This window comes from Kitasatospora sp. NPDC057500 (genome assembly GCF_042802195.1).
Classification (GTDB): domain Bacteria; phylum Actinomycetota; class Actinomycetes; order Streptomycetales; family Streptomycetaceae; genus Kitasatospora.
Genome location: NZ_JBHVER010000006.1, coordinates 79337 through 93842, shown reverse-complemented (window position 1 = coordinate 93842; position 14506 = coordinate 79337). Strand labels below are relative to the sequence as shown.

Annotated in this window: 9 protein-coding genes; 7 read left to right on the top strand and 2 right to left on the bottom strand. The window is 76.0% G+C overall.

Annotation, left to right across the window (positions count from 1 at the left end):
- Positions 1-50: 50 nt before the first annotated feature.
- On the bottom strand, positions 51-4766 hold the full coding sequence (locus ACFU74_RS02785) for an ATP-dependent helicase (protein WP_380750690.1): 4716 nt from the start codon (positions 4764-4766) through the stop codon (positions 51-53).
- A 201-nt stretch (positions 4767-4967) separates the two neighbouring features.
- Between ACFU74_RS02785 and ACFU74_RS02780 the strand changes: the two genes are divergently transcribed.
- The 7 genes from ACFU74_RS02780 (at position 4968) to rny (ending at position 12679) form a co-directional block, all read left to right on the top strand.
- A complete protein-coding gene (locus tag ACFU74_RS02780) occupies positions 4968-6542 on the top strand; it encodes a S8 family serine peptidase (protein ID WP_380750687.1) in 1575 nt (524 codons plus the stop codon).
- 55 nt (positions 6543-6597) lie between these two features.
- Positions 6598-7149, top strand: coding sequence for a GNAT family N-acetyltransferase (locus tag ACFU74_RS02775; protein WP_380750684.1), 552 nt, complete (start codon positions 6598-6600; stop codon positions 7147-7149).
- A gap of 33 nt (positions 7150-7182) precedes the next feature.
- The gene (locus ACFU74_RS02770) at positions 7183-7377 is read left to right on the top strand and encodes a DUF3046 domain-containing protein (RefSeq protein WP_380750681.1); all 195 of its coding nucleotides are present in this window, start codon (positions 7183-7185) and stop codon (positions 7375-7377) included.
- A gap of 59 nt (positions 7378-7436) precedes the next feature.
- Complete coding sequence (locus ACFU74_RS02765; RefSeq protein WP_380750678.1) at positions 7437-8741, top strand: AI-2E family transporter; 1305 nt, start codon at positions 7437-7439, stop codon at positions 8739-8741.
- A 171-nt stretch (positions 8742-8912) separates the two neighbouring features.
- Positions 8913-10025 carry a recombinase RecA gene (gene recA, locus ACFU74_RS02760; protein ID WP_380750675.1) on the top strand — a complete coding sequence of 371 codons (1113 nt, stop codon included), beginning with the start codon at positions 8913-8915 and terminating at the stop codon, positions 10023-10025.
- A 4-nt stretch (positions 10026-10029) separates the two neighbouring features.
- Positions 10030-11007 carry a regulatory protein RecX gene (locus ACFU74_RS02755; RefSeq protein ID WP_380750672.1) on the top strand — a complete coding sequence of 326 codons (978 nt, stop codon included), beginning with the start codon at positions 10030-10032 and terminating at the stop codon, positions 11005-11007.
- 220 nt (positions 11008-11227) lie between these two features.
- Positions 11228-12679, top strand: a complete 1452-nt coding sequence (gene rny / locus ACFU74_RS02750; RefSeq protein ID WP_380750669.1) for a ribonuclease Y — start codon at positions 11228-11230, stop codon at positions 12677-12679.
- Here the strand turns inward: rny and ACFU74_RS02745 are convergent.
- Complete coding sequence (locus tag ACFU74_RS02745) at positions 12660-14405, bottom strand: FAD-dependent monooxygenase (protein WP_380750666.1); 1746 nt, start codon at positions 14403-14405, stop codon at positions 12660-12662. The two genes, rny and ACFU74_RS02745, sit on opposite strands and share 20 nt — an antisense overlap.
- Positions 14406-14506 lie beyond the last annotated feature (101 nt).

The window sequence follows — 14506 nt, the reverse complement described above, 5'->3', positions numbered from 1 at the left end:
GTCCCACGGCCCTCGTCGCTTCTCCGGGTCCCCCGTGTTCCGTGACCGGCTCAGGGGCGCAGCCGCAGGCCGCGCGGGGTGGCGTGGAAGCCCGCCTGCTCCAGGGCGCCGCCCAGCGCCGAGCCGAGGGCCGGCTCGCCGTTGGCCCGCTCGACGGTGACGCTGCCCAGCGCCCCGGCCCGGGCCGCCCCGGCCAGCGCGGACGCCGCCGCGGCGAGGGTGGCCTCGTCCTGCGCCCAGGCCAGCAGCGACTTGCCGCCGCGCTCCACGTACAGGCACAGCTCGCCGTCGACCAGCACCACCAGGGCGCCGGCCTTCCGGCCGGGGCGGTGCGCCTTGCCCGCCGCCTCGGCGGACCCGGCGGGCGGCTCGGGCCAGGGCAGCGCGGCGCCGTAGGCGTTCGCCGGGTCGGCGGCGGCCAGCACCAGGGCCTGCGGCGGTTCGGCGCTCGGGGCGGCCGGCCACTCGGCGCCCCGGGCCCGCTCCAGCCGGCCGCTGACCGAGCGCAGCCGGTCGGCCGCGCCCTCCATGGCGAACTGGGCGCCGCCCAGCCCCTCGACGAAGTAGCCCCGGCGGGTGCGGCCGCGCTCCTCCATGGCGGCGAGCACCCGGTAGACCCCGGCGAAGCCGCCCGGGACCCGCTCGGCGGCGACGGTGCCCCGGGTGAGCAGGCCGTGCCGGTCCAGCAGGCTCTGCGCCTGGGCGGTGGCCCGGACGGTCGGGTCGGCGGCGAACGGGGGCAGCAGCGACCAGCGGCCGCCGACCGTCGGCGGGCCGCTGCGCAGCGCGCCGCCGACCCGGCCGAAGGGGCGTCCGGCGCCGCCGAAGCGCCCGCGCGGGGTGGCCCGGGGCGCCCGGTGGGCGGTGGCGCCGGCCGTCCGGCCGGAGCCGAGCAGGGCGCGCAGCGGGGCCAGGGTGTCGTTGCTGACGTACCCGGCCCAGACGAGGTCCCACAGGGCCTCGACGAGTTCGGGCTCGGGCGTCTCGGGGAGCTGGGCGGCCAGCTGGCGGAAGAACAGCCCGTAGCCGCCGGCCAGCGCCGCCGTCACCGCGGTGTGCACCGGGGTGACGGCGGGCGGTACCGGCTCGGGGCGCAGCAGATGGGCGTTCTCGGCCAGGTGCAGGCTGATCCAGCCGTCCTTGCCGGGCAGCGCGCCCGCGCCGGCCCAGCCGACCTCGCCGGCCGCCATCAGCTCGTCCAGCAGGCCGGGGGAGTAGTCGGCGAGCCGGGCCGGGAGGATCAGCTTCTCCAGGGCGGAGGCGGGCAGGGCGGTGCCCTGGAGCTGTTCGACCACCCGGAGCAGGCCGTCCGGGCCGCGCAGCCGGTGGCCGGAAAGGTGCTGCCACTGGGGCAGGAAGGCGGCCAGGGCGCGCGGCGGGACGGGTTCGACCTCCTGGCGCAGGGCGGCCAGCGAGCGGCGGCGCAGCCGGCGCAGGACGTCGGCGTCGCACCACTCGACGGTGGTGGCGTGGCCCTCGGGAGGGGCAGCGCGAAGCGCCTCCGGAGAAGGGTGGTGGGCCGCGGGCGGCCTGAACTCGCCCTGGACCAGGCGGCCGTTGGCGGTGAGGCGGTGCAGGGTGCCGGTGACCACGGCGGAGCCGAGGCCGTAGCGGGCGGCGGCCTCGGCGGCGGTGAACGGTCCGTGGGTGCGGGCGTGCCGGGCGAGCAGGTCGCCCAGCGGGTCCTTGACCGGCTCGGTGAAGGCCTCGGGCACGCCGACCGGCAGCGGGGTGCCGAGGGCGTCGCGCAGTCGGCCGGCGTCCTCGATGGCGGCCCAGCGCCGATCGCCGCCGATCCGGACCTGGATCACCCGGCGGGCGGCCTCCAGTTCGAGGGCCCAGAGCGGTTCGGCGCCGCGGGCGGTCAGCTCGGCCTCGCTGAGCGGGCCGAGCAGGCGCAGCGCGTCGGCGACGCCCTCGGCGTCCTTGATCCGGCGCTCGGGGGTGAGCCGCTGGAGTTCGGCCTCCAGGTCGGCGAGGACCTGCGGGTCGAGGAGTTCGCGCAGTTCGGCCTGGCCGAGGAGTTCGGACAGCAGCCGGGAGTCGAGCGAGAGGGCGGCGGCGCGGCGTTCGGCGAGCGGGGAGTCGCCCTCGTAGAGGAACTGGGCGACGTAGCCGAAGAGCAGTGAGCGGGCGAACGGGGAGGGTTCGGGGGTGGTGACCTCGACCAGTCGCACGGCGCGGGATTCGAGGTCGCCCATCAGCTCGACCAGGCCGGGGACGTCGAAGACGTCCTGGAGGCATTCGCGGACGGCCTCCAGCACGATCGGGAAGGAGCCGTACTCGGCGGCGACCTCCAGGAGTTGGGCGGCGCGCCGGCGCTGCTGCCAGAGCGGGGTGCGCTTGCCGGGGTTGCGGCGGGGGAGCAGCAGGGCGCGGCCGGCGCACTCGCGGAAGCGGGAGGCGAACAGGGCGGAGCCGCCGACCTGGTCGGTGACCAGCTGTTCGATCTCCTGCGGGTCGAACAGCGCGGCGTCGGCACCGACCGGGGCGTCGTCGGTGACGGGCTTGTCGGAAGGGAAGTCCAGGAGATCGGCGTCCGGCAGGCGGAGCACGATGCCGTCGTCGGCGTGCATCACCTGCGGGTCGAGGCCGTGCTTCTCGCGCAGCCGGGCGGCGAGGGCGAGTGCCCAGGGGGCGTGCACCTGGGCGCCGAAGGGGGAGTGCACGACGATCCGCCAGTCGCCGAGCTCGTCGCGGAAGCGCTCGACCACGATGGTGCGGTCGTCGGGGAGGTGGCCGCAGGCGGTGCGCTGCTCGGCGAGGTAGTCGAGCAGGTTGCCGGCGGCCCAGTCGTCCAGGCCGGCCTGCTTCAGCCTGGCGGTGGCGGCCTGCGGGTCGAGCGCGCCGAGTTCGCGGGTGAAGGCGCCGAGGGCGCGGCCGAGTTCCAGCGGGCGGCCGAGGCTGTCGCCCTTCCAGAACGGGAGCCGGCCGGGGATGCCGGGGGCGGGGGTGACCAGCACCTTGTCGTGGGTGATGTCCTCGATCCGCCAGGAGGTGGTGCCGAGGGTGAAGACGTCGCCGACCCGGGACTCGTAGACCATCTCCTCGTCCAGCTCGCCCACCCGTCGCCCGCCACCGCCCTTCTTCGGTTCCGTGCCGGCGATGAAGACGCCGAACAGGCCGCGGTCGGGGATGGTGCCGCCGGAGGTGACGGCGAGCCGCTGGGCGCCGGGGCGGCCGCTGACGGTGCCGGCCACCCGGTCCCAGACCAGGCGGGGGCGCAGCTCGGCGAAGGCGTCCGAGGGGTAGCGGCCGGCCAGCATGTCGAGCACCGCGTCGAAGGCGGACTGCGGGAGGGTGGCGAAGGGTGCGGCCCGGCGGACCGCGGTGAGCAGTTCGTCGACCTGCCAGGTGTCCATCGCGGTCATCGCGACCAGTTGCTGGGCGAGCACGTCGAGCGGGTTGCGCGGGATGCGCAGCGCCTCGATCCGCCCGGCCCGCATCCGCTCGGTGACCACGGCGGACTGCACCAGGTCGCCCCGGTACTTGGGGAAGACGACGCCGGTGGAGACCGCGCCGACCTGGTGGCCGGCCCGGCCGACCCGTTGCAGGCCGGAGGCGACCGAGGGCGGGGACTCGACCTGGACCACCAGTTCGACGGCACCCATGTCGATGCCGAGCTCCAGGCTGGAGGTGGCGACCACGGCGGGCAGCCGGCCGGCCTTGAGGTCCTCCTCGACCAGGGCGCGCTGCTCCTTGGAGACCGAGCCGTGGTGGGCGCGGGCGATCACCGCCGGGGCGCCCTTGGCGGCGCCGGAGCCGCCCATCAGCAGGGCGGGGGCGTGCGCCTCGGGCAGTCCTTCGCCGGTGGCGCGCTCGTGGGCGATCTCGTTCAGCCGGTTGCAGAGCCGTTCGGCGAGGCGGCGGGAGTTGGCGAAGACGATGGTCGAGCGGTGGGCCTGGACGAGGTCGACGATCCGCTCCTCGACGTGCGGCCAGATGGACGCCTGCCGCTGCGGGTCGCTGTCGGCGCCGCCGGCGGCGGGGGCGGCGGGCAGGTCGTCCAGGTCGGGGACCGGGACGACCACCGAGAGGTCGAACTCCTTGGCGGCGGGCGGCTGGACCACCTCGGCGCCGCGCCCGGGGCTGAGGAAGCGGGCCACCTCCTCGACCGGGCGGACGGTGGCGGACAGGCCGATCCGCCGGGCCGGGCGGTCCAGCAGTTCGTCCAGCCGCTCCAGGGAGAGCGCGAGGTGGGCTCCGCGCTTGGTGCCGGCGACGGCGTGCACCTCGTCCAGGATCACCGTGTCGATGCCGCGCAGGGCGTCCCGGGAGGCGGAGGTGAGCAGCAGGAAGAGCGACTCGGGGGTGGTGATGAGGATGTCCGGCGGGTGGGTGGCGAAACGCCGGCGGTCGGCGGCGGGCGTGTCGCCGGAGCGGATGGCGACCTGGACGTCCGGTTCGGGCAGGCCGAGCCGGACGGCGGCCTGGCGCAGGCCGGCCAGCGGGGCGCGGAGGTTGCGCTCGACGTCGACCGCGAGGGCCTTGAGCGGGGAGATGTAGAGGACCCGGCAGCGGCGCTTGGGCTCGGCGGGCGCAGGGGTGCTGCTGAGCCGGTCCAGGGCGGAGAGGAAGGCCGCGAGGGTCTTGCCGGAGCCGGTGGGGGCGACCACCAGGACGTCGGTCTCCCGGGCGATGGCGCGCCAGGCCTCGGCCTGGGCGGTGGTGGGCGCGGAGAAGGCGCCGCTGAACCAGGCCCGGGTGGCGGGGGCGAAGCCGGCCAGCGGGTCGGCCGGGGGCGGGGTCGGGTGCGCGGTCGCCATGCCCCCATGGTGCCGGGTGGCACCGACAACCGGGGCGGGGCGGGCGGGGGCGGTGGCCGTTCGGGGCAATCGGAAAGGCAGAGCGGACAAACAGATCATATGGTGATGATTCAGTCCTTGTGATGCCCCTGTGAAGACCAGCCCTCCTGCGGCCGGCCGCCCCGGTGCGGCCGCCGGGACCCGACGAGCGGAGGCCGTGCCATGGCGCAGGCGGACCCGTCCGGCCGCGGTCCCGTCCCGGTCGCCGTCCGGCTGGCCGGACCGGCCGGGAGCGGCCGGCGCCGGGGCCGGGGGCCGCTGCGGGTCCTGCTCGCGATACTGCTCACCGCGCTGGTCGTCGGCGGCGCCGTGCCGTACGTGGCCGGACCGGGGCGGGCCTACCTCAGCTACCTGGTCCTCGGCGAGCGGGCGGACGCCGAGGGGGCCGGCCGCGCGGCGGAGCAGACCCGGGCGGCCGGCGGGCAGGTCGTCCAGGAGTACCCGCAGATCGGGGTGGTGCTCGCCTACGCCGCCGGGGGCTTCGCGGAGAAGGTCCGCGGGCGGCCCGGGGTGGCCGCCGTCGGTGCCACCCGCACCTCCCCGGTGCCCGGCCCGCCCCGGTCGGTGGAGGGCGCCGGCGACTTCCGGGCCCGGGCGGACGGCGGGGACTCCGGGGCCGGGCCGGCCACCGGGGACGGCGGGGCCGGCGGGGACGACACCACCGCGACGGTCCCCGACCCCGGCGAGCGCGACGCCTGGAACCTCGCGCTGCTCGGCGCCGCCGACGCGGCCGCGGACACCACCCCCCGCTCGCCGCGCGGCCCGGACGCACCCGGCGCCGACGCCCTGCGCCGGGTGCTGGTCGCCGTCCTCGACTCCGGCGTCGACGACACCCACCCCGACCTGCGCGCCGCCGTCGACCCGAGGAGCTCGGTCTCCTGCGCCGACGGCCGCCCCGACGCCCGCACCGGGTCCTGGCGCCCCGACGCCGGGGTCGGGGAGAGCGGCCACGGCACCCACGTCGCCGGGATCGTCGGCGCCACCCGGGACGGCCGCGGCGTCAGCGGAGTCGCCCCCGGCGTGCGGATCGCCGCCGTCCGGATGCTCGGCCCGCTCGGCCAGTACTACGCCGAGAACATCGTCTGCGGCATGCTCTGGGCCGCCGACCACGGCGCCCGGGCGATCAACAACAGCTACTTCGCCGACCCCTGGAAGTACAACTGCCCCGACGACGCCGACCAGGCCGCGCTGACCGCAGCCGTCGGCCGGGCCGTCGGGTACGCCCGCCGCCAGGGCGCCGTGGTGGTCGCCTCGGCCGGCAACGACGCGCAGGACCTCGGCGCCGTCCGCACCGACGAGCGCAGCCCCAACGACCGCACCACCGGGCCCCCGCAGTCCCGCGAGCTGGGCCCCGACTGCGTCCGGCTGCCCGGTGAGCTGCCCGGCGTGGTCACCGTGACCGCCGTCGACCGGGACGGCCGCCCGTCCGCCTACACCAACCACGGGCGCGGCCGGGTCTCGCTCGCCGCCCCCGGCGGGGACCCGGACGGCGGCACCTGGGGGGCGGTGGTCTCCGACTGGCCCGGCGAGCGGTACGCCGCGCTGGCCGGCACCTCGATGGCCGCGGCGCACGTCACCGGCGCGGTCGCGGTGGCCGCCGCGCTGCACCCGGACTGGGACGCCGACCGGCTCGCCGCGCTGCTGGCCACCGCCGCGGACGCCGCCTGCCCGCCCGGCCCGCACGCCTGCGGCGACCACGAGTACTACGGCGCCGGGGCGCTGGTCCTGCCGCGCTGAGCCGCCGCCCGGAAAACCGGGTGACGGGCCGACGCGGGCGGGCGAGGATCGGAGGATGGACGTCTTCCTCACCACCGAGCGGCTGGTGCTGCGCCGCTTCACCGCCGCCGACGTGGACGCCCTGGTCGAACTGGACGCCGACCCGGAGGTGACCCGCTACCTGAGCGGCGGACGGCCCACCGCCCGGGAGGAGGTCGAGCACACCCTGCTGCCGCTCTACCTCGACCACTACCGCCGGTACGGCGACCTCGGCTGGTGGGCCGCCGAGGAGCGGGCGGGCGGGGCCTTCCTCGGCTGGTTCGAGTTCCGGCCGCCGGACGGCGACCGCGCCGAGGTCGAGCTGGGTTACCGGCTGCGCCGACCGGCCTGGGGGCGCGGCTACGCCACCGAGGGCGCCCGGGCGCTGATCCGCCGGGGCTTCACCGGGCTCGGGGTCGAACGGGTGGTGGCGTACACCATGGCGGTCAACGGCGGTTCGCGGCGGGTGATGGAGAAGGCGGGGCTCTCGTACGTGCGGACCTTCCACGAGGACCACCCGGATCCGGTCCCGGGCAGTGAGCACGGCGAGGTCGAGTACGCCCTGACGGCGGCCGACTGGCGTCCGTAGGGATCGGCGGGGCGGTCCGGGATACTGGTGGGCATGAGGCTGACGGAGTTCTGGCGGCGGATGTACGAGCACTTCGGCGAGGCGTACGCGGAGTCCTTCGCGAGCGACCACGTGATGAGTGAACTCGGCGGGCGGACGGTCCGTCAGGCGCTGGAGGCGGGCTGGGAGGCCAAGGACGTCTGGCGGGTGGTCTGCGACACCCAGGGCGTCTCCTCCGTGCTCCGCTGAGCGGGGCGGGCCCGGCCGCGGGCGGCACCCCCCGCCCGATGCTCGAACGCACGTCGGGGATGGGTCAGACTGTGCGGGTGGCAAGCAGTGCAGAACAGCAGAATTCGGACAGGTCGGCGCAGGTCACCGACGAGGCCGCGGGCCCTACGCCCGTCTCCCCGCCCGCACCGCCGTCGGGACCGGGGCCGACCCGCACCGCGGGGGACGGCCTCTGGGGCTCCGGCATGCCGCGCTGGCTGCCCCGGGCGATGGTGCTGGCGCTGGTCCTGGTCGGGCTGTTCCAGCTCGCCGACTGGGCCTTCCACCAGCTGATCGACCTCTTCGTGATACTGCTGGTCTCCTTCTTCCTGTCGCTCGCGCTGGAGCCCGCGGTGGACCGGATGGCGGCCCGCGGAGTGCGTCGGGGCGTCGGCACCTTCCTGGTCTTCATCGCGGTGGCGATAGCGGTCGGCGGGTTCCTGACGGCGCTCGGCACCCTGCTGGTCGACCAGGTGGCGAAGATCGCCGGCGACCTCCCGCACCTGCTCGACAACCTGATCGGCTGGGTCAACCGCACCTTCCACCAGGAACTCTCGCTGGACGAGCTGCAGAAGAAGCTGCTCAAGGACTCCGGTGCGATCGAGAGCTACGCGCAGTCGGCCGCGGACAACGTCTGGGGCGTCTCCTCGACCCTGATCGGCGGGCTGTTCCAGGCGTTCACGGTCGGCCTCTTCACCTTCTACTTCACCGCCGACGGGCCGCGGGTGCGGCGGACCGTCTGCTCGATGCTGCCGCCCGCCAAGCAGGCCGAGGTGCTGCGCGCCTGGGAGATCGCGCTGGCCAAGACCGGCGGCTACCTCTACTCCCGGGCCCTGCTCGCGGTCGCCTCGGCGTTCGCGCACTGGGTGATGTTCGCGCTGCTCGACCTCCCGTACGCGGCCGCGCAGGCGGTCTGGGTCGGCGTCATGTCGCAGTTCGTGCCGACCATCGGCACCTACCTGGCGGGCGCGCTGCCGGTGCTGGTGGCGCTCACCACCGACGAGCCGGTGGACGCGCTCTGGGTGCTGGTGTTCGTGGTGGTCTACCAGCAGATCGAGAACTACCTGCTGCACCCGCGGATCACCGCGAAGACGGTGGACGTGCACCCGGCGGTGGCGTTCGGCTCGGTGATCGCGGGCGCGGCGCTGCTCGGTGCGGTCGGCGCGCTGATCGCCATCCCGGCGGCGGCCACCTTGCAGGGGTTCGTCGGCACGTACGTCCGGCGGTACGAGGTCACCGACCCGCGGGTCGACCGCGGCGAGCAGCGCCGGCAGCGGCGGGAACTGCGCCGGAAGGCGGCGCGCCGGCTGCGGCGGATGGTCGGCGGGGACTCGGACCGGAAGTAGCCCGGAGTCGATCAAGGCTCGAACAGCATAGGCTTGATTCGAACACATGTTCTTTGTACTCTCCGGCGCAGAGTTCTCCCCAGGCGGAGCCGGGTCGGAGCCGATTGTCGGTGGGACGCGCTAGCGTCGAGGACGATGAAGCGCACAGCACAGAACCCGAGGGTGGAAGCCATGGCAGGTACGGACCGCGAGAAGGCCCTTGAGACGGCGCTCGCCCAGATCGAGCGGCAGTTCGGCAAGGGCTCGGTGATGCGCCTCGGCGAGAAGGCCAACGAGCCGGTCGAGGTGATCTCCACCGGGTCCACCGCCCTGGACGTCGCCCTCGGGGTCGGCGGCATCCCGCGCGGCCGCGTGATCGAGATCTACGGCCCCGAGTCCTCCGGCAAGACCACGCTGACCCTGCACCTGGCGGCCAACGCCCAGAAGGCCGGCGGCACGGTCGCCTTCGTCGACGCGGAGCACGCGCTCGACCCGGAGTACGCCAAGAAGCTCGGCGTGGACACCGACGCCCTGCTGGTCAGCCAGCCGGACACCGGTGAGCAGGCCCTGGAGATCACCGACATGCTGATCCGCTCCGGCGCGATCGACCTGGTGATCATCGACTCCGTGGCGGCGCTGGTCCCGCGCGCGGAGATCGAGGGCGAGATGGGCGACTCGCACGTCGGTCTGCAGGCGCGTCTGATGAGCCAGGCGCTGCGGAAGATCGCCGGTGCGCTGAACCAGTCGAACACCACCGCGATCTTCATCAACCAGCTGCGCGAGAAGATCGGCGTGATGTTCGGCTCGCCGGAGACCACGACCGGTGGCCGGGCGCTGAAGTTCTACGCCTCGGTCCGTCTGGACATCCGCCGGATCGAGACCCTGAAGGACGGCACCGAGGCGGTCGGCAACCGCACCCGCGTCAAGGTCGTCAAGAACAAGGTCGCCGCGCCGTTCAAGCAGGCCGAGTTCGACATCCTCTACGGCGTGGGCATCAGCCGCGAGGGCGGCCTGATCGACATGGGCGTCGAGCACGGCTTCATCCGCAAGTCGGGCGCCTGGTACACCTACGAGGGCGACCAGCTCGGCCAGGGCAAGGAGAACGCCCGCAACTTCCTGCGGGACAACCCGCAGCTGGCCGACGAGATCGAGCGGAAGATCAAGGGCAAGCTGGGCATCGGCCCCAAGGTCGAGGAGCCGGCCGACGCCGCGGCGGGTGCCGCCGAGCCGGCGGCCAAGCCGATCACCGCGACCGCCGCCAAGACGGCCGCGGCGAAGAAGACGGCGGCGGCCGCCAAGGCCTGAGCCGTTGACGCAGCACAGTGGGCCGGCCGGCCCGGAGGAGGACGACGACTACGGGCCGCCGGACTGGTTCGCGGCCGTGGCCGAACCGGAGTCCGGGCCCGAGCCCCAGTTCGAGCCGGAACGCGTCCGGTCCGCACCGAGGCCTGCGGCCCGGCCGGCGGACGTCGGGGAGCTCGGGCTCGTCTCCGCCTCCGAGCTGCCCTCGGGGCGGCGTCGGCGCCGCTCGGCCGTTGAGAGCGACCGGGACGACCGGGGCGACGGAGCGGGTGCGGCCGGTCACGGGGGTGCGGCCGCCCCCGCTCCGGCGTTCCCGGAGGAACGGCCCGGGCGGCGCTCCGGCCGTTCCAGGCGCCGGGCCGACCACGACGGCGCGGACGGCCCGGACGGCCCGGACGTCTCGGAGGGTGCGGACGGTGCTTCCGGGCGTCCCGGCGCGTCCCGGCGTGCCCGGGCCGAGGAGCCGGCCGATCCCGAGAGCCGGGCCCGGGACATCTGCCTGCGCCTGCTCACCGGTGCGGCCAAGACCCGCAGGCAGCTCGCCGACGCCCTGCGCAAGCGGGAGATCCCGGAGGAGGTCGCCGAGGAGGTGCTGACCCGGCTGGAGGAGGTCGGGCTGATCGACGACGCGGCCTTCGCCCGCGCCTGGGTGGAGTCCCGGCACAGCGTCCGGGGCCTGTCCCGGCGCGCACTGGCGCAGGAGCTGCGGACCAAGGGGGCCGCCGGCGACCTCGCCGAGCAGGCCCTCGCCCAGCTCGACCCGGACGACGAGACCGCGGCGGCCCGCGCCCTGGTCGAGCGCCGGCTGCGGACCACCCGGGGCCTGGAACGGCAGACCCGCACCCGCCGGCTGGTCGGTGTGCTCGCCCGGCGCGGCTACTCCGAAGGGCTGGCCTTCCGGGTGGTCCGCGAGGCGCTGGACGAGGAGGAGGCCGACGCCGGGGACCACGGTGCGGCGTACGGGGACACGGCGTACGGGGACTGACACCCGGGTCACCGGGGGTTACCCGACGGTTGGTCAACTGCCTGGCCAGTCTTGACCGTTTCGTAACCCGCGCTTAGCCTCGCACTCAGTGCGGGAGCACGTCGATCACCCCTCGGCCACCCCCGGCCGCGCTCCCGGCCATGCCTGCGGTCCGGCGGTTGAGGGCCGACCGCGCGAGGGTCCCGGGCGGAGTGCCGCGGCGGGACGGGGAGTGGGCAGCATGAGGATCGCGGTGAGCGCCGGACCGGCCGCCTCCCTGCTGGTGGCGGCCGTGCTGGCGGCCCTGGCGACGGCCTGGCTGGTGGCCCGGCGGATCCGCGGCGCGCAGCGCCGGGCCACCGCCGAGACCGAGCGGGCCCGACGGCAGGCCGAACAGCAGGCGGACCGGCTGCGCGCCGAACTCGACCGGCGCGAGGAGTGGTTGGCCGACGAGCTCGACCGGCTCCGCACCCGCGAGGGCGAACTCGCCGAGCGGACGGCCGAGGTGACACGCGCCCGGGACGAGGCGGCGGAGCTGGTCCGGCACCGGGCGGCCGAACTGGAGCGGACCGCCGGACTCTCCGCGGACCAGGCCCGCGCCGAACTCGTCCGCGCCGCCGAGACGCAGGCCCGCCGGGAGGCGGCGGTCACCGTCCGGGAGATCGAGCGCGCCGCCCGCGAGGAGGGCGAGCAGCGGGCCCGGGGCATCGTGGCCGGGGCGATCCAGCGGCTGGCGGCCGAGCAGACCGCGGAGACCGCGGTGTCGGTGTTCCGGCTGCCCACCGAGGAGATGAAGGGCCGGGTGATCGGGCGCGAGGGCCGCAACATCAAGACCTTCGAGGCCGTCACCGGCGTCAACCTGATCATCGACGACACCCCGGCGGTGGTGCAGCTCTCCTGCTTCGACCCGGTCCGCCGGGAGACCGCCCGGCTCACCCTGGAGCAGCTGGTCGAGGACGGCCGGATCCACCCGATGCGGATCGAGCACGTCCACGCGCGCAGCCGCGCCGAGGTGGAGCGCCGCTGCGTGCGGGCCGGCGAGGACGCGCTGCTCGCCGTCCGGGTCGGCGGCATGCACCCGGACCTGGTCCGCACCCTGGGCACCCTGCGCTACCGGGCCTCGTACGGGCAGAACGTGCTCGGCCACCTGGTGGAGTCCGCGCACCTGGCCGGGATGATGGCCGCCGAGCTGGGGGTGGACCCGGAGCCGGTGCGGCGCGCGGCGCTGCTGCACGACATCGGCAAGGCGCTGAGCCACGAGGTCGAGGGCAGCCACGCGGCGGTCGGCGCGGACTTCGCCCGGCGGCACGACGAGCCGGCGGACGTGGTGCACGCGATCGCCGCGCACCACGGCGAGGTGGAGCCGAAGACCGTGGAGGCGGTACTGGTGCAGGCCGCCGACGCCTGCTCGGGCGGGCGGCCGGGAGCGCGCAAGGAGTCGCTGGAGGTGTACGTGCGCCGGCTGGAGCGGCTGGAGGCGATCGCCCGGGCGCACGACGGCGTGGCGGACGTCTACGCGATGCAGGCCGGCCGGGAGGTCCGGGTGATGGTCCGCCCGGAGGTGGTGGACGACCTCGGGGCGCAGATGATCGCCCGCGAGGTCGCCAAGCAGGTCGCCGAGGAGCTGACCTACCCGGGCCAGATCCGGGTCACGGTGGTCCGGGAGAGCCGGGTCACCGAGGTGGCCCGCTAGGAGCGTCGGCGCCCTGCGCGCCGGCCGGGCGGACGGCCGGCGGCTCCGGCTCGGGCTCGGGAACGCCGGTGAGCGAGGCCGGGCCGCCCCGGGCCCGGTCGGCCAGCGCCTGGAGGTCCTCGGCGTCCACGCCCTGGGTGACCCCGACCAGGTGGCCGTCGGGCCGGATCAGCAGCACGGTGTGCGGTCCCGCGCCCGGGTAGGCCTCGGCGACCACGACCTCGGCCGGCACCGGCAGCGCGGCGGCGACTTCGGCCAGCCGGGGCATCAGCCCGGCGCCGAGCCAGCGCTCGGCGGACCAGACGGCGGTGCCGGGAGCGACCAGGAGCAGCAGGAAGCCGGCGCCGAGCCGGGCGTGCAACTGGTCCGGGGTGCCGTCGGTGGCCAGCACCGGCAGGTCGGGGACGAGCACGCCGGGCGCGGTGGCGGGCAGCAGTTCGCTGAGCGAGGTGGCGCCGCGGGTGCCGCGTTGGACCGGGACCCTTCCGGGCACGCCGGCGGGGACGGCCGGGTAGGCGGGGGCGCCGCCGAACCGGCCGGTGCCGAGGTGGCCGTCGGCGAGCAGCGGCGCGTGCTTGCGGAACGAGCCGGTGAGCAGCGAGCGCCGGGTCTGCGCCCAGCCGCGCAGCGGGCGCAGCAGCGGCATGGACTGGTCGACGGCGCGCAGCCGGGCGCCGACCGCGCCGCGCCGCTCGGCCTCGTAGCCGTCGAGCAGGGAGTCGCCGGGCTGCGGGCCGCCGGAGTGGAGGTGCCAGGCGAGGGCGAGCCGCCAGGCCAGGTTGTCGGCGTCGCGCAGGCCGTCGGTGAGGTTCTGCATGCCGAGCGCGCCGTGCAGGTGGGCGGCGTCGCCGGCCAGGAAGCAGCGGCCGACCCGGAAGCGGGCGGCCAGCCGCTGCTGGGCGGTGTGGTCGGCGGCGGCGAGCAGGTCGAACTTCGGGAGTTCGCCGCACCAGCCGGTGAGGGTGGAGGTGACCCGGGTGAGCAGGGTGTCGCCGGTGACGATGCCGGGCCAGGTGGCGTGCGGGTCGACCGGTTCGGTGACGGCGGGCCGGCCCGGGGGCAGCCGCCAGTCGAGCCGCCAGACGCCGTGCGGCAGCGGGCGGGCGGTGGCCTCGCGGTCGCCGCGCCACGGCGGTTCGCGGTGCAGCCGGGGTTCGGTGAACGGCAGGTCGACCCGGACGGTCGCGACGGCGCTGCGGTCGACGGCGGGCCGGCCGGGGAAGCGGATCTTCAGCAGTTTGCGGACGGCCGAGCGGGCGCCGTCGCAGCCGACCAGGTGGCTGCCGCGCCACCAGGTCTCGGTGCCGTCCTTGGGGCTGCGGGAGAGCACGCTGACGCCGTCGCGGTCCTGTTCGAGCCGGGTGACCCGGCTCAGCGGGACCAGCCGGACCAGCGGGGTGCCGGTGAGGGCGTCCTGGAGCCCGCGTTGCAGGCGGTGCTGGGGCAGGTGCAGGACGGGGGTCCCGGAGAGGTCGATCCGGAGCACCTCCTGGCGGCGGCGCCAGAGGGTGAAGGCGTCCCAGCGGGCGGCGTCGGCGGCGGCCCGGGGGTAGCCGATCCTGGTGAGGAAGGCGGCGGTCTCGCTGCCGAGGACGACGCTGCGAGGGCTCTCGGGGCAGAGCCCGGAGCCCTCGTCGAGGACGACGGTCGGCACCTCGTGCCGGGCGAGCGCGAGGGCCAGGGCCAGGCCGACGGGCCCGGCCCCGACCACGATCACCGGGTCCATGCCGGCCCCTTCGGGCCCGGACGGTCCGCTGCGGTGCGGCCGTGGACCTCCGGGCAGGGGCCGTTCGACGAGGTGGCGTCATATGCCGCGTGGATGCTCCC

What these genes read in the sequence shown, in the direction of transcription:
- rny (WP_380750669.1), top strand. Translation starts at nt 11,228, where the DNA reads ATGAGGATCGCGGTGAGCGCCGGACCGGCCGCCTCCCTGCTGGTGGCG.
- recA (WP_380750675.1), top strand. Translation starts at nt 8,913, where the DNA reads ATGGCAGGTACGGACCGCGAGAAGGCCCTTGAGACGGCGCTCGCCCAG.
- ACFU74_RS02765 (WP_380750678.1), top strand. Translation starts at nt 7,437, where the DNA reads ATGGGTCAGACTGTGCGGGTGGCAAGCAGTGCAGAACAGCAGAATTCG.
- ACFU74_RS02785 (WP_380750690.1), bottom strand. Translation starts at nt 4,766, where the DNA reads ATGGCGACCGCGCACCCGACCCCGCCCCCGGCCGACCCGCTGGCCGGC.
- ACFU74_RS02770 (WP_380750681.1), top strand. Translation starts at nt 7,183, where the DNA reads ATGAGGCTGACGGAGTTCTGGCGGCGGATGTACGAGCACTTCGGCGAG.
- ACFU74_RS02780 (WP_380750687.1), top strand. Translation starts at nt 4,968, where the DNA reads ATGGCGCAGGCGGACCCGTCCGGCCGCGGTCCCGTCCCGGTCGCCGTC.
- ACFU74_RS02775 (WP_380750684.1), top strand. Translation starts at nt 6,598, where the DNA reads ATGGACGTCTTCCTCACCACCGAGCGGCTGGTGCTGCGCCGCTTCACC.
- ACFU74_RS02745 (WP_380750666.1), bottom strand. Translation starts at nt 14,405, where the DNA reads ATGGACCCGGTGATCGTGGTCGGGGCCGGGCCCGTCGGCCTGGCCCTG.